At 36.3% G+C, this 26,646-nt stretch carries 21 protein-coding genes; 15 read left to right on the top strand and 6 right to left on the bottom strand.

The window, feature by feature from the left end; translation table 11 throughout:
- Window positions 1-97: 97 nt before the first annotated feature.
- Window positions 98-1,495 (bottom strand): MAC/perforin domain-containing protein, encoded by a 1,398-nt coding sequence (locus OL225_RS20930; RefSeq protein ID WP_264519474.1) that lies wholly within the window; start codon window positions 1,493-1,495, stop codon window positions 98-100.
- 438 nt (window positions 1,496-1,933) lie between these two features.
- Here OL225_RS20930 and gltX point away from each other — a divergent pair, with 438 nt between their 5' ends.
- Both gltX and OL225_RS20920 read left to right on the top strand, forming a co-directional pair.
- A complete protein-coding gene (gene gltX / locus OL225_RS20925; RefSeq protein WP_264519473.1) occupies window positions 1,934-3,442 on the top strand; it encodes a glutamate--tRNA ligase in 1,509 nt (502 codons plus the stop codon).
- 49 nt (window positions 3,443-3,491) lie between these two features.
- Entirely contained in the window at window positions 3,492-4,448 is a 957-nt protein-coding gene (locus OL225_RS20920) for an acetyl-CoA carboxylase carboxyltransferase subunit alpha (protein ID WP_047373570.1), read from the top strand.
- Window positions 4,449-4,504: 56 nt separating this feature from the next.
- On the opposite strand, the gene OL225_RS20915 is transcribed toward OL225_RS20920, so the two are convergent.
- On the bottom strand, window positions 4,505-5,278 hold the full coding sequence (locus OL225_RS20915) for a DUF6759 domain-containing protein (protein ID WP_264519472.1): 774 nt from the start codon (window positions 5,276-5,278) through the stop codon (window positions 4,505-4,507).
- A 145-nt stretch (window positions 5,279-5,423) separates the two neighbouring features.
- On the opposite strand from OL225_RS20915, the gene tsf reads away from it, so the two are divergent.
- From tsf to OL225_RS20870, 9 genes are all read left to right on the top strand, one after another.
- Entirely contained in the window at window positions 5,424-6,248 is an 825-nt protein-coding gene (gene tsf / locus OL225_RS20910; RefSeq protein WP_047373572.1) for a translation elongation factor Ts, read from the top strand.
- A gap of 351 nt (window positions 6,249-6,599) precedes the next feature.
- Window positions 6,600-9,422, top strand: a complete 2,823-nt coding sequence (locus tag OL225_RS20905) for a gliding motility-associated C-terminal domain-containing protein (RefSeq protein ID WP_264519471.1) — start codon at window positions 6,600-6,602, stop codon at window positions 9,420-9,422.
- A 114-nt stretch (window positions 9,423-9,536) separates the two neighbouring features.
- Window positions 9,537-12,935 (top strand): T9SS type B sorting domain-containing protein, encoded by a 3,399-nt coding sequence (locus OL225_RS20900; RefSeq protein WP_264519470.1) that lies wholly within the window; start codon window positions 9,537-9,539, stop codon window positions 12,933-12,935.
- A 190-nt stretch (window positions 12,936-13,125) separates the two neighbouring features.
- Window positions 13,126-13,920 (top strand): hypothetical protein, encoded by a 795-nt coding sequence (locus tag OL225_RS20895; protein ID WP_047373575.1) that lies wholly within the window; start codon window positions 13,126-13,128, stop codon window positions 13,918-13,920.
- A gap of 282 nt (window positions 13,921-14,202) precedes the next feature.
- Window positions 14,203-14,967: a DUF6759 domain-containing protein gene (locus OL225_RS20890; protein WP_264519469.1), complete on the top strand. Its 765-nt coding sequence runs from the start codon at window positions 14,203-14,205 to the stop codon at window positions 14,965-14,967.
- Window positions 14,968-15,063: 96 nt separating this feature from the next.
- On the top strand, window positions 15,064-15,741 hold the full coding sequence (gene trmB / locus OL225_RS20885; RefSeq protein WP_047373577.1) for a tRNA (guanosine(46)-N7)-methyltransferase TrmB: 678 nt from the start codon (window positions 15,064-15,066) through the stop codon (window positions 15,739-15,741).
- A gap of 20 nt (window positions 15,742-15,761) precedes the next feature.
- The gene (locus OL225_RS20880; protein WP_047373578.1) at window positions 15,762-16,463 is read left to right on the top strand and encodes a DUF6759 domain-containing protein; all 702 of its coding nucleotides are present in this window, start codon (window positions 15,762-15,764) and stop codon (window positions 16,461-16,463) included.
- Between the two features lie 6 nt (window positions 16,464-16,469).
- Window positions 16,470-16,910, top strand: a complete 441-nt coding sequence (locus OL225_RS20875) for a DUF6759 domain-containing protein (RefSeq protein WP_047373579.1) — start codon at window positions 16,470-16,472, stop codon at window positions 16,908-16,910.
- A gap of 386 nt (window positions 16,911-17,296) precedes the next feature.
- On the top strand, window positions 17,297-17,485 hold the full coding sequence (locus OL225_RS20870; RefSeq protein WP_047373580.1) for a bacteriocin-like protein: 189 nt from the start codon (window positions 17,297-17,299) through the stop codon (window positions 17,483-17,485).
- Between the two features lie 69 nt (window positions 17,486-17,554).
- Here the strand turns inward: OL225_RS20870 and rpsB are convergent, their stop codons facing one another.
- From rpsB to rplM, 3 genes are all read right to left on the bottom strand, one after another.
- On the bottom strand, window positions 17,555-18,316 hold the full coding sequence (gene rpsB / locus OL225_RS20865; RefSeq protein ID WP_047373581.1) for a 30S ribosomal protein S2: 762 nt from the start codon (window positions 18,314-18,316) through the stop codon (window positions 17,555-17,557).
- Window positions 18,317-18,499: 183 nt separating this feature from the next.
- The gene (gene rpsI / locus OL225_RS20860; protein WP_047373582.1) at window positions 18,500-18,886 is read right to left on the bottom strand and encodes a 30S ribosomal protein S9; all 387 of its coding nucleotides are present in this window, start codon (window positions 18,884-18,886) and stop codon (window positions 18,500-18,502) included.
- A 6-nt stretch (window positions 18,887-18,892) separates the two neighbouring features.
- Complete coding sequence (rplM, locus tag OL225_RS20855) at window positions 18,893-19,348, bottom strand: 50S ribosomal protein L13 (protein ID WP_027375420.1); 456 nt, start codon at window positions 19,346-19,348, stop codon at window positions 18,893-18,895.
- 349 nt (window positions 19,349-19,697) lie between these two features.
- Here rplM and OL225_RS20850 point away from each other — a divergent pair, with 349 nt between their 5' ends.
- Window positions 19,698-20,816 carry a DUF3667 domain-containing protein gene (locus OL225_RS20850; RefSeq protein WP_047373583.1) on the top strand — a complete coding sequence of 373 codons (1,119 nt, stop codon included), beginning with the start codon at window positions 19,698-19,700 and terminating at the stop codon, window positions 20,814-20,816.
- Here OL225_RS20850 and OL225_RS20845 read toward each other — a convergent pair.
- Window positions 20,813-21,145 (bottom strand): hypothetical protein, encoded by a 333-nt coding sequence (locus OL225_RS20845; RefSeq protein ID WP_047373584.1) that lies wholly within the window; start codon window positions 21,143-21,145, stop codon window positions 20,813-20,815. The genes OL225_RS20850 and OL225_RS20845 overlap by 4 nt on opposite strands.
- Before the next feature lie 249 nt (window positions 21,146-21,394).
- Between OL225_RS20845 and OL225_RS20840 the strand changes: the two genes are divergently transcribed.
- From OL225_RS20840 to OL225_RS20830, 3 genes are all read left to right on the top strand, one after another.
- Window positions 21,395-24,742: a methylmalonyl-CoA mutase family protein gene (locus OL225_RS20840; protein ID WP_264519468.1), complete on the top strand. Its 3,348-nt coding sequence runs from the start codon at window positions 21,395-21,397 to the stop codon at window positions 24,740-24,742.
- 91 nt (window positions 24,743-24,833) lie between these two features.
- Window positions 24,834-25,892: a hypothetical protein gene (locus tag OL225_RS20835; RefSeq protein ID WP_264519467.1), complete on the top strand. Its 1,059-nt coding sequence runs from the start codon at window positions 24,834-24,836 to the stop codon at window positions 25,890-25,892.
- Between the two features lie 42 nt (window positions 25,893-25,934).
- Window positions 25,935-26,645: a diphthine--ammonia ligase gene (locus tag OL225_RS20830; RefSeq protein ID WP_264519466.1), complete on the top strand. Its 711-nt coding sequence runs from the start codon at window positions 25,935-25,937 to the stop codon at window positions 26,643-26,645.
- Window position 26,646 lies beyond the last annotated feature (1 nt).

The following is a 26,646-nucleotide window of genomic DNA, read 5'->3' as shown; positions in this document are numbered from 1 at the left end:
TCCCTTTATCAACGGAAATATTTTACAAATATTCGTTTTGTATAAAAAAACCGCCTCAAAACTGAGACGGTTTGTTGGTGTAAAATATCAATATGTATTAATAATATGCATAAAAAGGAATGCCTTCTGCTACATAGTTATTAGGTGTTCCCGGATAAGTGCTATAGTAATGATCTCTGTCGTTACCGCTGTAGAACTGATAAATAGGTCTTTTTGTACTGTCCATAGTTGCGTAGAATGCAATTCCTTCATAGGTATAGTTCCATGGTGTTCCCTGATAAGTAGAATAGTAATGATCTCTGTCATTTGCACTATAGAACTGATAAACAGGTACTGTATTGGGTGCTTTATAGCTGTATGCCTTGAACTGCTCTCCTTCTGCCTGATAGTTATTAGGAGTTCCAGCCCATGTAGAAAGCAGGTGATCTCTATCGGAACCGCTATAGAATCCATAAATCGGAACTGGAATATAATCCAGCATTACTTTATTATCGATAAGGTATTGGATTACGTATGATTTAAGCTCTGCTTTTTTAACAGGATCTTTTACCAGATCAAAAATGAATACTAACCCATTATTTCCAAAATCCACTAATACAGAATTATTAGGCGTAGAACTGTTTTGCCAGTTTGCTATATTGATCTTCGGAGTGTTCTGGTCAAGATTCAGTTCTCCAATCAGACCTTTAGAAGGATCTCCTCCTCTTGTTCTGTATGATAATTTTTTAGAATAGTTCATGGTAGATTCCGATGTATTGACATCATTCTGTACATCAACATCAAAAATTTTAGACATTCCCAATTTTATTCCAATTCTTGCAGCGCGGTCACGACTTTCGTTTCTTGTTTCAGACTGGAAGATGATATCCATTTTTGCCCCTGTATAAATATCAACCATTACATGTGTACCATAATCCTGCACAATTTGTTGTGATGATTTTGTCTGTAAATCCTGAGCAAATTCAGGAGTGATATAATCTGCTAACATATCTGTTGTAGCATTAAATCTTAATCTTTTCTGTTTGATCAAAAGATTGTAACTGCCATAGATGTACTTTGCATCAAATTTATGATTGGTAGTTACCGCTGAATTAAATCCTACTGAAAGCGTTTTTTTGAATAAAGGAATTCCTGCCGTGACATCTACTTTTGTAGATACCATTTTGGAATATGTTTCTGCATTCTCACCATATTCTTCAACATACTCCTGGGTGTTGGTATTTTCTGAAACCAGTCTTGCCGCCTGTTCAGTTTTGAAACGATCGATATCCACTACTTTAAATCCTGCAGAATTGGCATTAGCATATTCGCCTGCAGCATTAAAGCCATGCCCTAAGACATCATAAATTCCGTCTCCTGCAAATTTAGCAGCTGATAATCGATTGGTTTTAGCAGGATTTTCAGGAGTTACGTCAGTATTCAGATCTTCTGAAGAACATGAACTCATGAAAAGCATCAGTAAACTACTGAAGCAAAATAAAATCTGTTTTTTCATAGTATTAATTAAAAGTTTCCGGCAAAGATAATATTCAACAACCAGTGAAAAGGGAATTAAATAATGATATATATCATTGTTTAGTGAATTTAATAATTGTTTAATCATCCATTAATAAAGAATAAAACAATCACTGATTAGTGATTTAATAATAAAAACAAATTATAAAAATCAATTTTATTTCATTCATAAAAATAACATAAAAACCAAATCAATATTTTCTCTTTATGAGTTTAAATTTAACAACACACTCATTTATCAATTATTATCCATGAATTAAAATCATAATCCGAAATATAAGATTAAGAGCTTTAAAACAGCATTTCACGAAAATCTTCAGAATTAAATACAAAAGTTGAAATCAAAAAACGAATACCGGGTCAGAAATCACCTCTTAAACGCATAATTTTAAGTAAATTTGCAAAAATTTAAATTGAAATGGAGAAAGTAAGAGTACGTTTTGCTCCAAGTCCTACAGGGCCATTACATTTGGGAGGCGTAAGAACCGCATTATATGATTATCTTTTTGCTAAAAATCAAGGAGGAGAATTTGTATTGAGAATAGAAGATACAGATACTGCCAGATATGTAGAAGGTGCTGAAGAATATATTGAAGAAGCTTTGGAATGGTGCGGAATCATCCCGGATGAAAGTCCTAAGAAAGGAGGAAAGTTTGCTCCTTACAGACAATCTGAAAGAAGAGACATCTATGACCGATATACAGAGCAGATCTTAAAAACAGATTATGCTTACATCGCTTTCGATACAGCTGAAGAATTGGATGCCATTCGTGCACAGTACGAAGCTAAAGGTGATGTTTTCTCATACGATAACAAAACCAGAAACAGTCTTAGAAACAGCCTGACACTTTCTGAGGAAGAAGTTGAAGCTTTGTTGCTTAACAAAACACCTTATGTAGTAAGATTCAAAATGCCTGTTGACAGAGTATTAAATCTTGAGGATATCATTCGTGGAAAGTTCTCTGTAAACACCAATACTTTAGATGATAAAGTTCTGGTAAAGAATGATGGAATGCCAACTTACCATTTCGCCAACATTATTGATGACCACGAGATGGAGATCTCTCACGTCATCCGTGGAGAAGAATGGCTGCCATCTTTAGGGCTCCACACCTTATTATACGAAGCAATGCAGTGGGAAGCACCACAATTTGCACACCTTTCTTTAATTTTAAAGCCTGAAGGAAAAGGAAAACTAAGTAAAAGAGACGGAGATAAATTCGGGTTTCCGGTATTCCCGCTTGATTTCAAAGATCCGGCAACAGGTGTAGTTTCCAAAGGATACAGAGAAAACGGTTATCTTCCTGATGCTTTCATCAATATGGTAGCACTACTAGGCTGGTCTCCGGCAGATGATAAAGAAATTCTTCCATTAGAGGAAATGATTAAGGAATTTGACCTTCACAAAGTACACAAAGCAGGGGCAAGATTCAGCAAAGAAAAATCAGAGTGGTTCAACCATCAGTATATTCAGGTGAAATCTGACGAAGAACTTCTTCAAATCTTGAAAAAAACAGATATTGATTTCGCAGGTGCTTCTGATGAAAAACTGTTGAAAGTAATTCATCTGATGAAAGAAAGAGCAACTTTCCCTAAAGACATTTATGAAAACGGAAAATTCTTCTTTGAAGCTCCGGCTTCATATGATGAAAAAGCCTCTAAAAAAGCATGGAATGATGAAACGTCAGCAATTTTAGCAGAATTGGCGTCAGCTTTTGGATCTACAGACTTTACTGCTGAAACCTTGAAGCATACAATGCATGATTTTGCGGAAAGCAAAGGGCTGGGTATGGGTAAAGTAATGATGCCGCTACGTTTGGCTTTAGTAGGAGAATTGAAAGGGCCGGACGTTCCCGACATTCTGGAAACCCTTGGTAAAGAGGAAAGTACCTCCAGAATAAACAATGCTATAAATAATTTTAAATAGAATAACCATAATTTTTCATACATTTGAAAGATTTAATTTACTTCAAGAAATGGAATATTTAAGTTTCGAACTTCCTATCAAAGAATTGATGGATCAATACCAGACGTGTTCTTTAGTAGGAGAAGAAAGTGGTGTTGATGTAAAATTAGCATGCAGCCAGATTGAGGATAAGATTTTAGAAAAGAAAAAAGAAATCTATGGAAATCTTACACCTTGGCAAAGAGTACAACTGTCCCGCCACCCGGATCGTCCTTACACATTGGATTATATCAACGGAATGGCAGACAAAGGCAGTTTCTTAGAACTTCATGGAGACAGAAATTTCGCTGATGATCCGGCAATGATTGGAGGATTGATTACCCTTGATGGTCAAAAAGTAATGATCATAGGGACTCAAAAAGGAAGAACAACTAAAGAAAGACAGTACAGAAGATTTGGAATGCCAAATCCTGAGGGATACAGAAAAGCTTTAAGACTAATGAAGCTTGCTGAAAAATTCAATATTCCTGTGGTAACTTTAGTAGATACACCGGGAGCATATCCAGGATTGGAAGCTGAAGAAAGAGGACAAGGAGAAGCTATTGCAAGAAATATTTTTGAAATGGTTCAGCTGAAAACGCCTATCTTCACTTACATCATCGGAGAAGGTGCCAGTGGAGGCGCATTGGGAATAGGTGTTGGAAATAAAGTATATATGTTGGAAAATACATGGTATACTGTAATTGCACCGGAAAGCTGTTCTTCTATCTTATGGAGAAACTGGGATCACAAGGAAGATGCAGCCAATGCATTAAACCTTACTCCGGCAGATGCCTTAAGAGAAAAGTTCATCGACGGAATCATTGAAGAACCACTTGGTGGAGCTCAATATGACCAGGAGACTACCTTTTTAAATCTGAAAAGTTCAATTTTACAAAACATCAAAGCTTTCTCCAAATTTACAGGACAGGAGCTTGAAACCCAGAGACAGGATAAATTCATTGCGATGGGTCAGTTTAAAGGATAAAAATAAAAAGGTTAAGAATTTCTTCTTAACCTTTTTTATTTTAGTTTTCTTCTCTTCTAATCTGCAACATTAAGTGCAATTTCAATATCCTGGCTAATCTTTTTCAAAGCAGAATACTTGGCGTCACATACCATTGTTGTCATAACATATTCTCCTTTATCTACCAGAATAAAATTCTCTCCTCTTGCAGGAACACTCAGATTATAATATTTTTTACCGCTTATCTTTACAATAAGATTACATGAAGATCTGTTTTTAATATTGATATATGCTTCATTTTTGTTGATATCATTATTAAAAAGATGGGTAAGCATTGCTGCTGTTTTTTTATTTTCTTCACTAGGCCCGGCTTTAGAAGTACCAGCACTTTTTGCTGAGCCTGCAGAGCCTACCGAAGCAAAGGTAGTTGTTCTCCTTTCTTCTTTTAAGGCTTCAATAGCGGCAGCGGTATTATTTGAAACAGGCTTGCCATTGGCTGTATAGGTTTTATTTGCAGCCATGGTTTTACCGCTGTTCAACTCATTATTCTTAACGATGTTTTCAATTTTTTCTTTGCTGATTGGTCTGATCGTAGGTTTTGCTTCAGGAGAATTACCTGCCATGATAATATCAATCAGTTTTCTTTTAAAATAATCTGTTTTAGCATGCCCCGGATTCTGTTTCAAAAAGCCAGCAATTACTCTGGCTTCTTTTGAAATCTCGGCTTCCTGCTCTGTATAGATAATTACAGTTTCTTTTTCAACAACAGCTTTAGATTTTGTTTTTTTCTTTTTTTGGGAAAAACCAAGTGAGAAAATGCATATAAATAGAAGGAATAAGATTTTTTTCATTAATCAAATCTTTAAAATAGTATTAAATATATTAATAACGTGAAAAGTCATTTTTTAGTTTATCATTAAAATCATTATCTTTGCACTGCTCTAAATTTAAGCTAAAAATTAATACTAATCTTAAATAAAAAAAATAATAGATATTATGTCTTATACACCAGCTGCTGCAGACGTAGCAAAATTGAGAAACCAAACAGGTGCAGGTATGATGGACTGCAAGAAAGCTCTAGTTGAAGCTGAAGGAGACTTCGAAAAAGCGGTAGATATCCTTAGAAAAAAAGGACAGAAAGTTGCTGCTAACAGAGCTGACAGAGAATCTGCTGAAGGTGCAGTAATCGCAAGAGTAAACGAAGACAACACTTTAGGTGTAGTAATCTCTCTAAACTGCGAAACTGACTTCGTTGCTAAAAATGAAGCGTTCATCGAACTAGCTTATGAATTAGCTGAAATGGCAATTTTTGCTGCTACTAAAGAAGAGCTTTTAGCTACAGATTTCCACGGAATGACTGTTGCTGAAAAATTAGTTGAGCAAACAGGAGTTATCGGTGAGAAAATTGAAATCGGATCTTTCGAAAGAATTCAGGGAGATTTCTTAGGAGCTTATATCCACGCTGGAAACAAAATTGCTGCAATCTCTTCTCTTTCTGCTAAAGTAGAAGGAGCTGACGAAGCTGCTAAAGCTGTTTCTATGCAGGTTGCTGCTATGAACCCAATCGCTTTGGACGAAACAAGAGTTTCTCAGGAAACTATTGATAAAGAATTAGAGATCGAAAGACACAAACTTACTGAAGAAGGTAAGCCTGCAAATATTATCGATAATATCCTTAAAGGTAAAATGCAGAGATTCTACAAAGACAATACTTTGGTACACCAGGATTTCATTAAAGACGGAAGTATCTCAGTTGCTGACTATGTAAAATCTGTAAACGCAGATCTAAAAGTAACAGGATTTGTAAGAGTAAGCTTATAAGCTCATCTTCAAAAAAATATTGAATCCCGGTGAAATTCACCGGGATTTTTTATTCACAAAATCCTTCAATTGTAATAATACACAGACTGATATCTGGGGTAATTAAGCAAAATTTAACATAAGCCTTCCGATAAAAATTATCTTTGTCACGAAAAATCAAACAAAATATATCTCAATAATGAGATATATCAACATGTTATTCGATAGACTTACGTAAAACTCAATTGCCAGTTTCATACCCAAGAAGGCTTTTATTTAGAAATCGGGAATATTTTTTTAACATTTCTTTATATTTTATTAAAAGTATTTCATTTTTTATTTTAATTTTGTAGAAATCCTAATTCCATACACATGAAAAGATTTCTACTCAGTCTGGTATTAATTTTTTTTACAATTAATACACTCTTTGCGCAAAGGGATACCGAGCATTGGATTGCTCCTTATTATGACAGTGTCGGAGGATATACCAATATGATATACCTTTCCACTGATTCACCAACTCCCATTGATGTAACCATTTATAACAATAATACTCTAGTTACTACAGTTACCATCAGTAAAGGCAGCCCGCAAACCTACAAAGTTGCCAATAACCTTATCTCAACAGGTACCTCTACTGAAGCATTCAATGTGGGTAATAAAGGACTTTATTTAAAAGCAGCAAAACCTTTCTACTGTAGTTTAAGACTTGCCCAAAGTGTTCACGGGGAAGTAATCACCAGTAAAGGAAGAGCAGGAATTGGAAAAACATTCTTCGTTGCTACGGCTCCCAATACCATTACCAGCAGTATTCAGAACTTTACAGCAGGTGTACTTGCCACTGAAGATAATACCAACGTAACAGTATCATGGAACCCTACTGCCGGAGTAGTATTCATCAATGGAACTCCTACTGGTAACACTCATTCTTTTACATTACAGAAAGGACAATCCTTCATTTTTGCAGGATCCGGATCTCAGTCTGCCAACAAGACTGGTTTTATCGGTGCAAAAATAGTAGCTGACAAACCAGTAACACTTACTAACGGAAGCTGTAATGCCAACTTCTCCACTTCCCCTTCAGGAAGTGATCCGGTTCTGGATCAGTCTGTACCGGTTGACAGACTTGGAAATACTTTTGCAATGGTAAAAACAAGGTCTACTGCTCCCACCCAAAATATGGAAGGAGGCCTTATTGTTGCTACTGAAGATAACACTGAAGTATTTTTAAATGGAGGTGGTACTTCTGTTGCAACACTTGCTGCCGGAGACTGGTACAGAATAAATGAAACCAGCTATGTGGCTCAGGGTACTTCAGGACATTCAAATATGTTCATCTCTACAACTAAAAATGTATACTTATACCAATTTATTGGAATTCTGGGAAGTGAAGCGACCAATGGATTCAACTATATACCACCATTGAACTGTTTCCTTCCGAGAAAAATTGATGAAATCGGAAAGATCAATGAAATGCCTATTGGGCCAGCAGGAGCTAGTGCAGTTCAGGATATTATTGTAAAATTAAATATCTTAACAGAAACCGGAGCTACTGTAATGGTAAATGATGCCCCAGTAGCAACAACAGACGGACCATATCCTGTAACAGGAAATTCTAACTGGGTAACATATGGGATCACCGGAGTAAGCGGAAATATTAAAATCACTTCTACAAAAGCAGTAACAGCAGGTATCAACGGAGGATTCAGTTCTGCAGGATACGGAGGTTATTTTGCAGGATTCTCATCCATTCCTGTAATCGCCAAAAAAACAGGTGAATGTGTACCAGGAATTATTCTTGAATTAGATGACGGATACGAAACCTATCAGTGGTATCGTGACGGAGTAGCTATTGCAGGGGCAACTTCTTACACTTACACTCCTACACAATCAGGAAATTACACGGTTAAAGTAACAATGGGAACATGTCCTCCTGTTACAACACCTATCTATAAAGTACAAACGTGTTTAAAAGAAACAACACAGGCTCTTAATGCTTGTTCTACTAAAATTATTACCCCTGCGTTTACTTCATCCACTCAGACTGTGGTGCCAAGTACAGTAATAATTTTAACGCCTCCTACAAAAGGAACAGCAGTGGTGAATCCAAACGGAACAATCACTTATACTCCAAATGCAGGATATTTAGGACCTGATAAAATAGTTTATAAATTCTGTGGAAACTCAGTTGAGTTTACAGATTGTGAGCAGGTAACACTAAACCTTACTGTAGTACCATTCATTGTAACGGATACTTCTATTAAGGCTTGCTGGTATGATGTAGCTCCTTATGCTTATTTTGATCTTACGAAAGCTAAAGTAACAGATTATAATGCCGTTACTAAAAAATACTACCGTACTCTGAATGATCTTACTGCTGGAATCAATGAAATCACAACACCGGATAATTTCCCTTCAACAGGAGGATTCGTATATGTGAAAGTAACAACCGCTGAAGGATGTACAGCAAATGCAAAAATTGAATTAATTGTACTTCCAATCAAAAAATCTCCGATATTGGTAGATCAGTATATCTGTATGGATGCTAAAACCAATCTGGATGCAGGTCCCGGATATGACTCTTACCAATGGAGCACTGGTGCTACCACTTCAGGTATCAGAGACGTAGGTGTTGGAGAATACACTGTAATACTTGGTAAGAACGGATGTTTCCTTCCTCAGACGGTAAAAGTTAAAAAAGTTGAAGATCCGGTAATCCAAACCATTGAGATCAATAACAATACAGCAACAGTAATTGTAAGCGGAGGTAAAGCACCTCTCAAATATGCGGTTGACGGAACTGCTAACTGGCAGGATTCAAATGTCTTCACAGGTTTAACAAGAGGACAGCATACTTTCTATGTAAAAGATTTTTATAACTGTACTCCTACTGCTGTAGAAATTACGATTCCTAATCTATTAAATGCCATTACTCCTAATGGGGATAACGTAAATGACTATATAGATTACAGTGAGCTTGCTTATAAAGAAAACCTAAGTTTTGTAGTATATGACAGATATGGAAATATGGTATTTACCGGAAATAAATTCAACAACTACAGATGGGACGGAAAACACTTTGATAAGAAACTTGGAACAGGAACATACTGGTATCATATCAACTGGAATGAATCCAATAAAGAAAAGACTCCAATAAAATATACAGGTTGGATTCTTGTCAAAAACAGAGAGTAATAATTAGTTAAAACCATATTGGTAAGCCACGATTTCATAATCGTGGCTTTTTTATTACATTTTCAAGCATTTAATACTTTTTATTATTAAATTTGTGATAAATACTACTGCTGAATGAAGAAAATTCTATCTTTTTTATTTATATTTTATATTTTCACCTCTGCTTTTGCCCAATTGGACCGAGAGCATTGGTTTGCCCCGATGGTAGACAGGACTGGCGCTCCCAATCCTTATCAGAAACTGTATTTATCCACCAGCAGAACAACTCCTTTTCCTGTAAATATTTATAACAATAATGTTCTGATCGGAACGGTAAATATCAGCAAAAATAATCCGCAGAAATTTGATGTATTAAGGAATTATATAATTACTACACAACAGACGGATTTATTTACCCCTACAACCAAAGGGTTATACCTTAAAGCAGAATTTCCTTTTTATGCCAATTTAAGGTTCTCGGTATTCAACCACGCGGAAATCATTACTTCCAAGGGAATTCCTTCTACTGGAAAAACGTTTTACGCAGCTTCTGCTCCTATCACAGTGAGCAACAATATTCTGAATTTCATGACCAGTGTACTGGCCACAGAAGATAACACCACCGTCACCATTTCCGGATACAACCCTGCCGTTCAGTTTTCTAATGGAACCACCGGAGCTACCAACCCTACAATGACATTTACTTTAAATAAAGGACAGTCTTACATCATTGACGGAATCGGGGATATAGCAGGAAACTTTGATGGTTTTATTGGTTCAAAAATTATTTCAGACAAACCTGTCAATGTAACCAATGGAAATTTTAACGGGCAATATGCAGGAAATTTCCCATCCAGTTCAGATATTTTAATGGATCAGGCCGTACCTGTTAACAGGCTTGGAAATGAATTTGCCCTTGTAAAAGGGAACGGACCGATAGGTGCCAATATGGAAGGCGCTGTTGTTATTGCCACTGAGGACAATACTCAGATCTTTGTCAACAATGAAATACCTCCTGTAGCTACCATTAATGCAGGAAAATATTTTGTTATTCCTGATTCCAAATATATTCTTCAGGGAAACGGGCATTATAATTTATATGTCAAAACATCAAAAAACGCTTATGTCTATCAGATTTTAGCCGGAGATTCAAATTCGGGAAATGAAACAGCTACCGGAGGATTCAATTTTATCCCGGCTTTGAACTGTTACCTTCCGAAACAAATTAATGAACTCGGTCTTATTAATGAAAACTTTGTTCATTCCAATGGTAATCCCGGAGGTATTCTGAACATCCCGACAAAACTGAATCTTATAACGGAAAGAGGAGCTGTTATTACAGTAAATGGGGCTAATCCTCCTGCGATAACAGGTCCTTATAACATGACAGGAACTACCAACTGGGTTACTTATGGAATTCCCAATGTAACGGGTACCATTACTGTAGTTTCAAACAAAGCTATTATGGCAGGAATCACCGCTGGAAGTGATGCCGTAGGATATGGAGGCTTTTTTGCCGGTTTTCCTACGCAGCCCGTTATTTTACAATCAGGTGTCGGCTGTATTCCAGGTATTGTTCTTACAGTAGACCCGCTTATCTATGATACTTATCAATGGTACAGAAACGGCACACTTGTTCCGGGAGCTACAGCATCTTCAATCACCCCTACACTACCCGGAAATTATACATGCTCTGTAACAATGGGAAGCTGTGCACCTTTAGTCACTGAAAAATTTAAAGTCCTGAATTGTACAAAACTTTCCAATGCTTCTTACAATGTATGTACTTCGCAGACTATAACCCCAGCCTTCAGCAGCTCATCACAAACTCCTGTTCCCGGCACGGTAGCGATTACAACAGCTCCTGCTCTGGGTACTGCAGTGGTAAACCCTGCTACAGGAATCATTACATATACGGTAAATACTCCCGGTACATCCGGAACAGATACCTTCACTTATACATTCTGTGGAAATGATCCGGACTTTCCGGATTGTGAAACGATAACAGTTACCATCAATATTCAGGCTCTTACTGTAATGAACACAACATTATCTGCCTGTGATATAAACGGACAGGGCACATTCAACTTGACAACTGCCAATGTTACCAATAATTCACCTGTTACCATCACCTACTATCCTACCCTTATAGATGCTCAAAATGAAAATGCCGCAGCATTGATCACCAATACAACATCGTATACAGCACCGAATGCTACCATCATATATGCTGTTGTCAAAAATAATATTGGCTGTAAAAGTATTGCACAAATTACACTATCTCTTTTCAATAAAGCAATTGTTTTGGATAACTACAATGGCATTTTCTGTGATGATAATCTGGATGGAACCGTTACTCTCATCCTTTCCAATATCACTCCTATTGTACTTAATAATCCTAACTACTTTACGAATGTAAGGTATTACGCAAATCTTGCAGATGCCAATGCCGGAAATAACAATACTCTTCCTAACAGCTGGAGTTATACAGCAACCACTACAATTTACATCAGAGTAGATTCTCCGGATGGCTGTGCCTCTGTGATCAAACCTTTACAATTCAGTATAGGAGCTAAAGTAACATTGATTACCAAAACCGTTACGGAAAGCGTTTGTGATGATGATCTGGATGGAATAAAAAGTGTGAATTTGGCTCAGTTTATCCCTCAGTTTACCTTAGATCCCAATGTCACTTTCACTTTTCACGCAACTTTGGCGGATGCTCAGAATAATGTAAATATCGTTTCATCACCTGTTAATATTACAACTTCACAAACTTATTATATCCGTTTTGAAAAAAATGGAGTCTGTCCGGAAGCAGGTACTCTTAAAATCAACATTAAAGTTCCTAAAAAATCGGATGTATTAAAAGATAAGGCTATCTGCCCAAAAACCACTACTACATTGGATGCAGGGCCTGGCTTTGAAAGATATTTATGGAGCACTGGAGCTACTACACCTTCTATCACCAATGTTGCCCCTGGAAGTTATTGGGTAGAGCTTACCTTCAATGGCTGCGTTTACAAACAGTATGTGAATGTTACAGAATTGCCGCTTCCTATGATTACATCTATTGAAATTGATGGAACAACGGTAAAAGTTGGAGTAAGCGGTGGTACCCCGCCTTACGAATATTCTTTGGATGGTGTGGTATGGCAGAGTTCCAACGTATTCTACAACGTACCAAGAGGAGCACACAATGTATTTGTAAGAGATTCTAAAATGTGTGAAGAAGTCAAAAAACCATTTGCCATTATTAACCTGATCAACACGATTACTCCGAATGGAGATGGTTATAATGAAGGAATAGACTATTCTGCTTTAATGGCCAATGATAATCTTGTATTCAGGATCTTTGACCGGTATGGTGCAGAAGTCTTCAGAGGAACTCCGGAAAACAGATACACCTGGGACGGAAGAATAGGTGGAAGATATGTCCCTACAGCAACCTATTGGTATTTTATCAGCTGGACGGAGTATGGCTCTTCTCTCATGGTAAAATATTCGAGCTGGCTGCTTGTAAAGCATCGATAAAAAAGGAAGCCGTAAGAAAGGATACTGAACTTTCTTCCGGCTTCTTTATTTATATAAACTCTTCTTTAAGGTAATTGCATATTTCTAACAGTCCTTAACAGTTTAATGTTAAAGTTTAATATAACTTTAACCACTATTCTTCATCTAACTAGGCAAAATTGCTTTATTTCTATGTAATTTTGCGCATTATATGAAGAAACTGTTTACTCTACTGCTATTGGTTTTTCTGGCAAAAATTAATGCCCAAATATATTCCGGAGAGGTATTTCTGAGAGACAACTCTATTTTATATCTCAATCAGGTATATGTTACTAATCTGAATATCCAGAAAACCGTTCTTACGGACTATAATGGTAATTTTAGTATCCCTGCCAATCCCGGAGATGTGATCCGGTTTACCTCTATTGTTACCGAAAGAAAAGATATTAAGCTGACGCCTCAATCAATGACACAAAAAAATCTGGTTGAGCTTAAAATTGCATACTACGAAATTCAGGAAATTGTACTCAGCAGGTTCAAACCTACCGGAAACCTTCGGTATGATGTAAATTCTTTAAGAAAAGAAGATAAAGCATATGCTCTTAAAAAAGTAATCGGGCTTCCGGAACCAAAAGGTGACGGAACTCCTCCTGAACTTCCTGTTGCCGGGCTGAGAGATGGCGGGCTTACCTTCAGCCTTGAAAGTATCTATGATATTCTTTCCGGCGAGAGAAAGAAAAAACAGCGTTATCAGGCATACGAAAGAATGAACAGTTCCGTTGCACAAATCAAAAACTATCTGGGGAAAGATTACTTTACAAAATTTAAAATTCCTGAGAATTTAATTGATAACTTCCTTCAATTCGTTTATACTTCTGAAAACATTCAGGCTTATGTATTGGCCGGAAACTTTGAAGCCGTAAAGATTCCTATTGAAAAATATCTGCCCATCTATCAGAAAAGACTTAGAAGCTCACACCTTCAGGAGGTTGTAAGCAATAACTAGAGAAATAATTCCAATACATATAAATAATCCATGTCTTTCACATGGATTATTTTTTTGAAATAAAAAGGAATCCTTCGGTATTCCCCTTCCACACTGCATCCAATGAAGATTATTCAACTTTTATTACATATCATTCCGCAATATTCAAAAATATGTTTAATTTTATCTCACAAACAAGTGTTTAAAATAAAAAGACCTGTATTTCGTTATCCAAATAAAAAACTAACAGCCAAAAACGCAAATTAAGAGAAAAGCACCCAATTTTAAACTTAATATCAATTAATGAAAAAAGTACTTTTACTTCTTTGTTGTATGTTTTTCTTTACTATGTCTGCTCAAAAAAAGGGGAAAGACTATAGTAATATTCTGAAAAGTAAGAATATCTACGAAATTAATGCCTTCTTAAGAGATGCCCATCCTGATGATCCGCGGAGATCTGTCCTGAAACCAAGAGTAATGGACATGATGAAAGAATACATCAAAAATGCACATCCGGCCGATCAGAAAGTAAAAGACATGCAGGAAATGCTTGCCATGCTGAGGAGAAGACCTTCTACAAAGATCACCTTTGATGAAATGAATGCTATTATCAAACAAAAGCAGATTGCAAAATATAAGGCTGAATTAGCAGCAAAACAACCTACCACCGTTTATACTCCGAGCACTGCTCAGAATACTTTTGTTGTCAATGCTTCAGCCAATACAGCAATTCCTAATGCAGAAGCAGAAGAATTCAATATGCTTATGGCGGTATCTCCCATAGAGCACAAAAATAAAACTGTAAAAATCCTCAACTCTTTATTCGATAATGACCCCAATTCTAAAGAATGCATTGTTCTGATTCAAAATAAATCAGACTGTAATATCATTGTAAGGATGGAAGGTGTAGGTACTACCAAGTACAGACTGGCTGTACCTGCTCAGGGTGAAGGTTCAATTGTTATAGAAAAAGGCCAGTATCTTTTCACCAGCCTTGTTTGTGGTGCTCAATATGCTTCACAAAAAACAATTGAAAGACCTATTATGGTGGCTTTAGGAAGCCAGTAGCTACAATCATAAACAGATTATCTCTCTGTCTTTTACCATCAAAAGGCAGAGATTCTCCATAAATTTTCACTATTTTTGCACTCATTTTATAACTCAATGGGCAAGAATAAATTAGCAAGATTTGCAGAAAACAAAATATTACCAAATGTAATCCAACCTACAAGGGAAGATGCCTTACAAGGTTTTGAACTTAAAGGAAAATGGAGAGAAAATTTCTTTAAAAATGACAACCCTATTGTATTGGAATTAGGTTGTGGAAAAGGAGAATATTCTGTAGGACTTGCAAAAACATTTCCTGAAAAAAACTTTATCGGAATTGATATTAAAGGGGCAAGATTCTGGTTTGGTGCTAAAGAAGCAGTAGACAGCAACATGAATAATGTAGCTTTTCTTAGGTCACAGATCGAGCTTGTGGATCATTTTTTTGCTGAAAATGAAGTAGATGAAATCTGGATTACATTCCCGGATCCACAGATAAAATATAGAAGAACAAAGCACAGATTGACTCACCCTGATTTTTTAAACCGTTACAAAAAGTTTCTGAAACCTGGCGGTATTATTCATTTAAAAACCGATTCAGAGTTCTTACATGGATATACACTGGGATATTTGCAGGGAGCTGGCTATGAAATCATTAGTGCACATCATGATATCTACGGAGCACCGGAATATGACCCTAATACTGAGCACCTCAGAGATATCAAAACCTATTATGAAGAACTTTTCTCAGCGAAAGGAAAAACAATTACTTACATTAAATTCCGGATAAGCTGATGAAATAAAAATAACAATTGATGAAAAAAAAACTTTTAACTGTTTTCTTTTTATTCTTCACATTTCTGTTCCCCAACTTAATATCTGCTCAGAAAAAAGCAAATAAAGACATTCTGAAAAGCATTGATATTAAAGAAATTGAAGAGTACATTAAGAACACCCATCCGGATGATCCGAAGAAAAGCGTACTGAAACCTAAGCTTATCGCTTTAAAAAATGCTGAATGGACAAAAGGAGCCCGCACAGCCAAGCCTATGGAAGCAAGGCCTGTCATTTCCGATATTCCTAAAAGCATCATGAGAAACCCTCATTCAGATGACGCTGAGGAGTTTAAAAAACTTATCACTGAAACCTCTGCTGAGCATAAAGAAAAAACGGTGAAACTTCTGAATGCAATGTTCAATGAAGATATTACCCGCAAGGAAGCGATACTCTTATTCAAAAATAATTCAGACTGTAATATCGTACTGAGGATTGAAGGAAAAGATTATTACAACCTTGCCGTTCCAGCCCATGGAGAAAATTTTATTGTGATCAATAAGGGTTCATATACGCTCAACAGTAATATCTGCGATATGAAATACATCTCTCAGAAAGACATTAAAAAAAGTATATTTGTAACGATTGATAATCCTAGACTCCCCGAAAAAGAAGCAAAGCCTTCCAAAAAGGAAACAGCCGAAGTAAAGAAGTCTTCGAAAAAAAGAAAAACCAAAAAGTAAACTAGTATGAAAAAGCTATTAGTTTTTACCGGGATTTCAATGATCCTTGCCAGCTGTAATGTAAATTATGGCAGCTATCCGGTAAGAACCTCCTACCCTTCCTCTACCGGTAATTCAGGTAACAGAGCCAATACGGAAAGAGAATATAACGAACTTATAAAGACCTATAAACCGGAAACTGCAGCTGTTCTTAGTGATCTTCTTAACGATGATGATCCGAAAAACCCCAGAACCTCTATTTCAGTAGAAAACCTATCTCCATGCAATATGGTACTTACGGTAAGCGGGAATAATTTCTTCAAAAAAATTCCTATCGGTTCTGGAAAAGTAGGATACACAATGGTTCCTAAAAATCAAAACTACAGATTATCCGGACTTATTTGTAACTCAACCTATCAGTCTACAAAGTTTGTCACCACCTCATATTCTATAAAGCTTTCAAACTAATATATAACCCGCAGGATTCTGTGGGTTTTTATTTTAATTCATATCAAGTACTATTATTTAATTATGAAACTGAACTGAATTATTGAGTCTTCATAAGTGGTTTTATTGAGTGATCTCAAAAAGAATTAACCTAAGATATGAAAAAAACTAAGCAAGCTGTAAATACTCTCTTTAAATCCATCAGAATAAGATAAATATCGGGCAGCTAAGCTAATATTACATTGTTGTAGAAACTCTAAAAATCGCTCCATTACCACTAAATATCACAAAATCAAAATATTATTTCATAAAATCAAACACATTATAAATAATTCCATATATTTAGAAATACATAATTGCGGATTCCGAAAAGCATATAGAGTAGGAAAAAAACTAAACTAAAAACCATGAAAAATTTAAAGAAAGTTTCAAGAACTGAGCTAAGAACAATCAAAGGAGGATACAGAAGCTGTATAGACGGCTGTAATTTCGAAATGGGAGAAATGTGCTGCAGCGGTGTATGCAGAATAGGAGTAGTTGTCCCAAGTACAGATCCTGATTTCCCAGAATTTACGGTGTGTCCTAAGAAACCTTAGTATTATAAAACAATAAAAAAACGCTGGACCGAAATCCAGCGTTTTTCCTATATTAAAGAAAATCTTTAATTATTCTGCATCGAAGTCAGCATCTTTATCAGCAGATACTACTTCTCCTTCTTCTTTAGATTTTTCTTTATCAGCTTTTCTTTGAGACTGACCTTCTTTGATAGATTCTGAAACAATGCTCAAGATCATATCGATAGATTTAGAAGCATCATCGTTTCCTGGGATAACGAAGTCAACTTTTCTAGGGTCAGAGTTTGTATCAACAATACCGAAAACTGGAATACCTAATTTCTTAGCTTCAGTTACAGCGATGTGTTCTCTCAAGATATCTACAACAAAGATTGCAGAAGGAAGACGAACCATGTCAGAGATAGAACCTAAGTTCTTTTCTAAGTTAGCTCTTTGTCTGTCAACTTGTAATCTTTCTTTTTTAGATAAAGTTTCGAACGTACCGTCTTTTTTCATTTTGTCGATAGCATTCATCTTCTTTACAGCCTTTCTGATAGTAACGAAATTCGTTAACATACCTCCTGGCCATCTTTCAGTAATATAAGGCATATTAAGTTCAGAAGCGTGTTTTGCAACAACTTCTTTCGCTTGCTTCTTAGTAGCTACGAAAAGAACTTTTTTACCTGCAGAAGTTAATTTTTCTAAAGCGCTGCAAGCTTCATCTAATTTAACTGCTGTTTTATGTAAGTCTACAATGTGAATACCGTTTTTCTCCATAAAAATGTATGGAGCCATATTTGGGTTCCACTTTCTAGTCATGTGACCGAAGTGTACGCCAGCCTCTAAAAGGTCTTTTACATTTGCTTTTGCCATGTTTTCTGTTTTTGTTAGTTTACTTTCCGTCTTTTAAACAATCAACAACTTCTTTAGATGGGAGAAGCGTTTGGATGCTAAACGTAACGGGCAATTTTTTTGTTTAGATAAATAGATTTTAGATAAAAGACAACAGACCGAAAAAATTCTGAAATCTGAGATCTTGAATCTGAAGTCTGAAAATTAACGTTTTGAGAATTGGAATCTCTTTCTTGCTTTTTTCTGACCTGGCTTCTTTCTTTCCACCATTCTTGCGTCTCTTGTAAGTAAACCAGCTGGTTTCAATGCTAATCTGAATTCAGCGTTGATTTCGCATAAAGCTCTTGAAATACCTAATCTGATAGCTTCTGCCTGACCTGTATTTCCACCACCGAATACGTTTACGGTAACGTCATACTGACCAACAGTCTCAGAAAGGATAAACGGTTGGTTTAATTTGTAAACCATCACGTCTGTAGAGAAATATTCTTTAGCGTCTTTACCGTTTACTGTAATGTTTCCAGAACCTGGTCTTACATAAACTCTTGCTACAGAAGTTTTTCTTCTTCCGATTTTGTGAACTATAGACATAATTAATTATTTAAATTCGTTAACATTAATTGTTTTAGGCTGTTGAGCTTCATGTTTGTGCTCAGTTCCTTCATATAAATAAAGGTTCTTAAGGATAGCAGCTCCTAGTCTGTTTTTAGGTAACATACCTTTTACAGACTTCTCTAATACCTTTAAAGAATCTTTCTTTTGAAGTTCAGCCGCAGTCATAGACTTCTGTCCACCAGGATATCCTGTATGCCAGATGTAAGTCTTATCAGCCCACTTGTTTCCGGAAAGTGTAATTTTCCCAGCATTCAAAACGATCACGTTATCACCACAATCTACGTGAGGTGTAAAGTTCGTTTTGTGCTTACCTCTCAAAATCTTTGCAACCGTAGAAGCTAATCTACCTAACGGCTGTCCTTCAGCGTCTACCACAACCCATTCTTTATTCGCAGTAGCTTTGTTCGCTGAAACAGTTTTGTAACTTAATGTATTCACACGTTTTAGTTAAAGATTAAACATAATTTACCCCTAAAAGGGTGTGCAAAGGTACAAATTATTTTTGTAACCCAAAAACATATTTTATTTTATCTATAGAATCCGGTCTATAGATCCCTATATCAATAGATTTTAACACTTTTATAATTTTGGCATGCATCTTGTAAATTGTTGTGGCGATGAAAAAAAACGCTTAGAAGATTCTAAAAACACAGGTGATACAGCAAAGAGTTCATTCCCTCAACTCTTTCTTTTATTAAATTTACTTTAAAAATTTCCGTAAAACATATTAATATAATTACAGTTTCATTGAAATAATTATATTTGTGTTAATCATATTCCATAATTCATGAGCCACGGAAAACTAAGAGATGATAAAACCTGCCTGAACTGCGGACATCAGGTTAATGAAAGGTTTTGCCCACACTGCGGACAGGAAAATACAGAACCTAAGCAGCCGTTTCATTTTCTTTTCACTCATTTCATTGAGGATTTCACCCACTATGATGGCGAATTCTGGAAAACAATCAAATACTTATTAACCCGCCCAGGAAAACTTACCAAAGAATATCTGGCAGGGAAAAGACAATTGTATGTTGCCCCCGTGAAGCTCTATATTTTTATAAGCTTTATTACATTCTTTCTTCCTTCCCTTTTCCCCGGATCAGAAGAGGAAGCAGTGGAACATCATAAAAAAGAACACAATGCCAGAAAAATTGAAAAAGAAAAAGAAAAAAATGAGAACACTGTAAAGTTTACAGACAGCTTGAAGCAAAACCTTTCCAAAGACCAATTAAAAAAGAAATTTAACTCAAAAGGAGACAAAGATGTTAAAGTAACCGAAGTGAACGGAAATGGCATTGAGACCGATGCTTTAGGAGAAACTAAAGATGGAAAACTTAGCGTGCTAAGCGCCCGAAGTATGAAACAATATGATTCTCTTCAATCTAAAGACAAGAATAACCAAGCCGTTTACAGCTTTTTGAAACCATTTGCCAAGAAGATATTCCATATGCAGGAGCAAGGCTATAACAAGGATCAGATTTTTGAAAAGTTCAAGGAAACAATGATACATACCCTTCCTAAAGCACTATTCATCTATCTTCCGGTTTTTGCTTTCTTTCTTTGGGTTTTTCATAATAAAAAGAAATGGTGGTATTTCGATCATGGAATTTTTACCCTCCATTATTTTTCCTTCTTATTATTAGGAACACTTATCTTAATCGTTTTTGATAAAATTACCGATCTCCTTCCTGACTCCAGCCTTTTAACTTTTTTGTATCTATTGATTTATACCGCAACTGTTCTTTATATGTTCGTTTATTTTTTTGCGGCTCATCACAGAGTCTATGAAAGCACCCGAACGATAAGCATTTTTAAAGGAATATTTTTATTCATGATTAATTTTATCGGAATCCTATGTATGGGGCTTCTGCTAATGTACACCAGCTTTATAATGATGCACTAGTTACGAAGAGATTTATTTCCTCTGAAGCTTGCAAATAAATAATATGCAACGAAAACGGTTGAAAACTTCAGAATAGACGGAATCGCCAATTCAAGTTTAAAAATTAAAGTTCCTGCCAGAACAAGAATTCCCATCCCTACAAATGACAATCCTAATTTCTTAGGCAGTGAAAAATTGGGAGTATCCAGATAATAGGCTAGCCCCCAGGCAGAACCAAAGGCAATGGCATAATAAAGATCAAGTCCGATATTCTGTGAACTTAAAAAGAAATAGTTAATCAGGAAGCTTATTACCGTTCCCAATCCGAAGTACATCAAAGCTTTTTGCATGGCTGTAAAAATATTCTGCAAAAGTAGAGAATTTAATTTGAGAATATAAAGATGAGTGCCTTTGAAAATGAAGAGGCTGCAACTTGTTTTAACTCTGTGGTTTCCCAACTTTCAAAGTATCCGGCTCAAAAAGGGGACATATAATTAAATAAACACAACCAACCCATTGACAGTCAAAAGAATAAAATCAAACACATGGTTCTTTTTTTATTGTTATATTTGAAAACTTAGAAACTTTCTAGAATTTTTATGGAAACCCAAAAATATACTCCAACCAACAAGGTAAGAATCGTAACTGCTGCCTCATTATTTGACGGGCATGATGCTGCGATCAATATTATGCGTCGTGTTATTCAGGGAACAGGATGCGAAGTGATCCATTTAGGACACGATAAATCAGCAGAGGAAGTTGTAAATACAGCAATCCAGGAAGATGCCAATGCTATTGCATTAACTTCATATCAGGGAGGTCACACAGAATATTTCAAATATATCTATGACCTGTTGAGAGAAAAAAACTCACCACAGATCAAAATTTTTGGCGGTGGCGGTGGTGTAATCCTTCCGGAAGAGATCAAAGATCTGATGTCTTATGGAATTGACAGAATTTATTCTCCGGATGACGGCCGAGAACTTGGGCTTCAGGGAATGATTGATGATCTTGTACACAGATCAGATTTTGCTACAGGAAAAGATGTAACTGCAAAAGATCTGGATGCCATCAGCTTTGAAAACTCAACAAGCATTGCCAGTATTATCTCTGCTGTTGAAAACTTCTCAGAAGAAAAACCTGAGCTTGTAAAAGCAATTGATGAAAAGTCTAAGGATTTAACCATTCCAATTATCGGTATTACAGGTACCGGAGGAGCTGGTAAATCTTCTTTAACAGATGAATTGGTAAGACGTTTCTTACGTTCAAACACTGATAAAAAAATTGCTATTATCTCTATTGACCCTTCAAAAAAGAAAACCGGAGGTGCTTTATTAGGAGACAGAATACGTATGAACGCGATCAATGATCCTAGAGTCTACATGCGTTCTATGGCAACCAGAGAAAATAACGTTTCCGTTTCTCCATTCATTCATTCTGCATTGAATGTACTGAAGCTGGCTCATCCTGATGTCATCATCCTGGAAACTTCAGGGATCGGACAGTCTGGTTCAGAAGTGTCAGATTTTGCCGATGTTTCTATGTATGTAATGACTCCTGAATATGGAGCATCTACGCAGCTGGAAAAAATTGACATGTTAGATTATGCGGATCTTGTAGCATTAAACAAATCTGACAAAAGAGGTGCTCTTGATGCTCTTCAGGCAGTGAGAAAACAGTTCCAGAGAAACCATCTTTTATGGGAAAGCCCGCTGGAGGACATGCCTGTATATGCTACAAAAGCGTCTCAGTTTAATGACCACGGAACAACAGAATTATACAACAGACTGGTTTCAAAGGTAAATGAAAAATTTGTTGATTTAAAACTAAATGCATTTGTAGAACAGGAAATCACAGAAGAAGTAACCATTATTCCTCCGAAAAGAGTTCGTTACCTTTCTGAAATCGTTGAAAACAACAAACAATATGACATCAATATTGAAAAACAGGCTGAACTGGCCAGAACAATGTATCATATTGAAGGAGTAAAAAATATAATTTCCAATGAGGTCTTAGATGCCGAATATCAAAAGGCAGAAAAACATCTTCAACAGGAAAATATCGACTTCCTGAAGACCTGGGATGATACGAAAAAAGCTTTTCAGGCAGAATTTTACTCTTATTTTGTAAGAGGAAAAGAGATTAAAGTGGAAACGTCAACAGAATCTTTATCTCATTTGAGAATTCCAAAAATTTCATTACCAAAATACAATGACTGGGGTGATCTGATCAAATGGAAAGGACAGGAAAACCTTCCGGGAAGCTTTCCTTATACAGCCGGAATTTATCCGTTTAAAAGAACCGGAGAAGATCCGACAAGGATGTTTGCCGGGGAAGGAGGGCCTGAAAGAACCAACAGAAGATTCCATTATGTTTCTGCAGAAATGCCGGCAAAACGTTTATCTACAGCTTTTGACTCTGTAACATTATATGGCCAGGATCCTGCTTTACCACCAGACATTTACGGTAAAATCGGAAATGCAGGGGTTTCTATTGCAACCCTGGATGATGCTAAAAAATTGTATTCCGGATTTGATCTGGTTAATGCACTGACTTCGGTTTCAATGACAATCAACGGTCCTGCACCAATGCTATTGGCTTTCTTTATGAATGCGGCCATCGATCAGAATGTTGAAAAATATATCAAAGAAAACGGTTTAGAAGCTAAAGTAGAAGCTAAGCTTAAGGAGAAATTTGACGACAAAGGTTTAGAAAGACCAAAATACAAAGGTGAACTTCCTCCATCCAATAATGGTTTAGGATTACAGCTTTTAGGATTAACAGGTGATGAAGTAATTCCTGCAGACGTATACGCAGAAATTAAAGCTAAAACGATTGCTACCGTTCGTGGTACTGTTCAGGCTGACATCTTAAAAGAAGACCAGGCTCAGAATACGTGTATCTTCTCTACAGAATTTGCCCTTAGACTAATGGGTGACGTTCAGGAGTATTTTATCAGAGAAAAGGTAAGAAACTTCTATTCTGTTTCCATTTCAGGCTATCACATTGCTGAAGCAGGAGCAAATCCTGTTTCCCAATTAGCATTCACACTGGCCAACGGTTTCACTTATGTGGAATATTACTTAAGCCGTGGAATGGATATCAATGATTTTGCACCAAACTTATCTTTCTTCTTCTCCAACGGTATCGACCCTGAGTATTCAGTAATCGGGCGTGTAGCAAGAAGAATCTGGGCAAAAGCTATGAAATTAAAATACGGTGCTGACGAAAGAAGCCAGATGCTGAAATACCACATTCAGACTTCAGGCCGCTCTCTGCATGCTCAGGAAATTGATTTCAATGACATCAGAACAACTCTTCAGGCACTTTATGCGATCTATGATAACTGTAATTCACTTCACACCAATGCTTATGATGAGGCGATTACAACTCCTACTGAGCAATCTGTAAGAAGAGCAATGGCAATTCAGCTGATCATCAATAAAGAATTAGGACTGGCTAAAAACGAAAATCCGCTTCAGGGATCATTCATCATTGAAGAATTAACGGATCTTGTGGAAGAAGCTGTATATACGGAATTTGACAGAATCACTGAAAGAGGTGGTGTTCTTGGAGCGATGGAAACAATGTACCAGCGTTCAAAAATCCAGGAAGAGTCTATGCATTACGAGTGGTTGAAGCACACGGGTGAATATCCAATCATTGGAGTAAACACGTTCTTAGGAAAAGATGGTTCACCAACCGTTTTACCAGGAGAAGTTATCCGTTCTACTGAAGAAGAAAAACAATCACAGATTGAATCTCTGCACAACTTCCAGCAAGCGAATGACAGCAGATCTGAAGAGGCTCTGAAACAACTTCAGCATGCTGCCATCAACCAGCAAAACTTATTTGAAGTGATGATGGATGCTGTAAAATACTGTTCTTTAGGACAAATTACCAATGCTCTATTCGAAGTGGGCGGTAAATACAGAAGAAACATGTAAGCCCATCATTTGACAGACATTTTTTATAAACAAAACCTCAAAGAAATTCTTTGAGGTTTTTTTGTATTTTTAATTTTAAAACTAATTAACAATGAAAAATATAGCTGTGAAAATAAATTTTGAGAAAATCCTTTTCTTAGTCTTCATGTGTCTTACATCTTCTTTATGGGGCCAGAAACGTACCGAACCATTTACCATCAGCCTTCCCAGCCACAAAATAGAGAAAAGTTATTATAAAACGATAAAACTTATTGATAAAAGAGAAGACACCACTTCTTTAGGAATTGTACAGCAGGGAATGTTGAATGCCAAAGCTAAAGTGGTTCCCACCTCCAGTATATCAAGTCAATTTCAAAGTATCCTGAACAGCATCAATGGAGATAATACCGAAGACGGAACAATGGTTCTGTACCTGAAGCAATTGTACTTTGCAGAGGTTACTGCTAAACTCAGTGAACATGGCTACTGCTATTTTCAGGGATTTCTGTTTTCAAAAAATAATGATGGGACTTACTCTTTGATGGATCAGACCGATACCGTAATTGATGTCAAAGCAACTGATGTTACCACAAAAACCCTTGAAAAAGGAAGCGAAATGCTCGTAGATTTCATCAGTAAAAACGCGTCTAAAAAGCCTGAAACGAACAATAATTATACGTTTGAACAAATAAATAACTTTGATAATACAGCCAAGCAGTTAATCAGTTTTTACAATTCACCTCAGCTGAAAGACGGAGTATATAAAAATTATAATTCTTTAAAAAATCAACAGCCGGACCAAGAAATCACAAATGTCAAATTCTACGGTAATGCACCAAAAATTGTAAGAATTTATGAAGTGGCAGACGGCAAAGAAAAAGAAATTAAAAAAGACAACATTTATGCTATTGTGTATAAAGGAGATCCATATATCTACCTTTCCATAGAAAATCTTTTTACCAAGGCAGTAAAAAGAGATAATGATTACTATTTCATTGGAAAAATAAGGTCAAATCCCAATGCGGGAAGCATGATGCTGACCGGAGCCGCATTCTTTGGTGCAATTGGTGTCCTGATCATGACCAATCCGGCCTATCCTTTTGAAATGAAGATTGATTACTTCAATGGTGGATTTGTTCCAATTAAAGAAATTCAAAACAAAAATTATTAAGCCACAAAATCTCCTTATTTTTGGGAGATTTTTATTTTCAAAATGAAACCAAAAGCTTTATTCAACTGGAGCAGCGGAAAAGATTCTGCGCTTGCTCTTTACAAAATACTACAGGAAGATCAATATGAAGTTTCTACACTTCTTACAAGTATTAATGAAGAATTCCAAAGGATTTCCATGCATGGTGTACACGTTTCTCTTTTAGAAAAACAAGCTGAAAGTATCGAAATTCCCTTGATTAAAATGGAGCTTCCTAAAGAACCATCAATGGAAGAATATCAGCAAATCATGAGCACAACGATGGCCGGAATTCAGGCGCAGGGTATTACTTATTCCGTTTTCGGTGATATTTTTCTGGAAGATCTGCGAAAATACAGGGAAAACCAATTAAATGCGATTGGTATGAAGGCTGTATTCCCCCTGTGGAAACAAAATACATCCAACCTCATCTATGAATTTCTAGAGCTTGGTTTTAAAACCATTGTAACCTGCGTCAACGGATCTTATCTGGACAAAAGCTTTGCAGGAAGAATTATTGATCAGAAATTTATAGATGATCTTCCTGAAAATGTAGATCCATGCGGAGAAAACGGAGAGTTTCATACCTTTACTTTCGATGGACCCATTTTCAAAAATCCGGTTAACTTTGAAATTGGAGAAACAGTCAAAAAAACTTACCCAAAACCTAAAACAGCTCCTGAAGAAGAAGATGGGGAATATGTTTTCTGGTTTTGTGACCTGCTGTTAAAATAAG

It is taken from the genome of Chryseobacterium viscerum (assembly GCF_025949665.1).
GTDB lineage: Bacteria > Bacteroidota > Bacteroidia > Flavobacteriales > Weeksellaceae > Chryseobacterium > Chryseobacterium viscerum_A.
The sequence above is the reverse complement of the archived record's forward strand: the minus strand, read 5'-3'. Positions and strand labels throughout refer to the sequence as shown.

Bases quoted from the DNA above. Each gene is read 5' to 3' on its own strand.
- OL225_RS20880 (WP_047373578.1), top strand. From the start codon at position 15,762: ATGAAAAAAAAACTTTTAACTGTTTTCTTTTTATTCTTCACATTTCTG.
- tsf (WP_047373572.1), top strand. From the start codon at position 5,424: ATGTCTTATACACCAGCTGCTGCAGACGTAGCAAAATTGAGAAACCAA.
- OL225_RS20905 (WP_264519471.1), top strand. From the start codon at position 6,600: ATGAAAAGATTTCTACTCAGTCTGGTATTAATTTTTTTTACAATTAAT.
- OL225_RS20915 (WP_264519472.1), bottom strand. From the start codon at position 5,278: ATGAAAAAAATCTTATTCCTTCTATTTATATGCATTTTCTCACTTGGT.
- OL225_RS20845 (WP_047373584.1), bottom strand. From the start codon at position 21,145: ATGCAAAAAGCTTTGATGTACTTCGGATTGGGAACGGTAATAAGCTTC.
- OL225_RS20835 (WP_264519467.1), top strand. From the start codon at position 24,834: ATGAAAAATATAGCTGTGAAAATAAATTTTGAGAAAATCCTTTTCTTA.
- rpsI (WP_047373582.1), bottom strand. From the start codon at position 18,886: ATGTCTATAGTTCACAAAATCGGAAGAAGAAAAACTTCTGTAGCAAGA.
- OL225_RS20875 (WP_047373579.1), top strand. From the start codon at position 16,470: ATGAAAAAGCTATTAGTTTTTACCGGGATTTCAATGATCCTTGCCAGC.
- OL225_RS20830 (WP_264519466.1), top strand. From the start codon at position 25,935: ATGAAACCAAAAGCTTTATTCAACTGGAGCAGCGGAAAAGATTCTGCG.
- OL225_RS20930 (WP_264519474.1), bottom strand. From the start codon at position 1,495: ATGAAAAAACAGATTTTATTTTGCTTCAGTAGTTTACTGATGCTTTTC.
- OL225_RS20890 (WP_264519469.1), top strand. From the start codon at position 14,203: ATGAAAAAAGTACTTTTACTTCTTTGTTGTATGTTTTTCTTTACTATG.
- OL225_RS20900 (WP_264519470.1), top strand. From the start codon at position 9,537: ATGAAGAAAATTCTATCTTTTTTATTTATATTTTATATTTTCACCTCT.
- OL225_RS20920 (WP_047373570.1), top strand. From the start codon at position 3,492: ATGGAATATTTAAGTTTCGAACTTCCTATCAAAGAATTGATGGATCAA.
- gltX (WP_264519473.1), top strand. From the start codon at position 1,934: ATGGAGAAAGTAAGAGTACGTTTTGCTCCAAGTCCTACAGGGCCATTA.
- OL225_RS20840 (WP_264519468.1), top strand. From the start codon at position 21,395: ATGGAAACCCAAAAATATACTCCAACCAACAAGGTAAGAATCGTAACT.
- OL225_RS20870 (WP_047373580.1), top strand. From the start codon at position 17,297: ATGAAAAATTTAAAGAAAGTTTCAAGAACTGAGCTAAGAACAATCAAA.
- OL225_RS20895 (WP_047373575.1), top strand. From the start codon at position 13,126: ATGAAGAAACTGTTTACTCTACTGCTATTGGTTTTTCTGGCAAAAATT.
- rpsB (WP_047373581.1), bottom strand. From the start codon at position 18,316: ATGGCAAAAGCAAATGTAAAAGACCTTTTAGAGGCTGGCGTACACTTC.
- OL225_RS20850 (WP_047373583.1), top strand. From the start codon at position 19,698: ATGAGCCACGGAAAACTAAGAGATGATAAAACCTGCCTGAACTGCGGA.
- trmB (WP_047373577.1), top strand. From the start codon at position 15,064: ATGGGCAAGAATAAATTAGCAAGATTTGCAGAAAACAAAATATTACCA.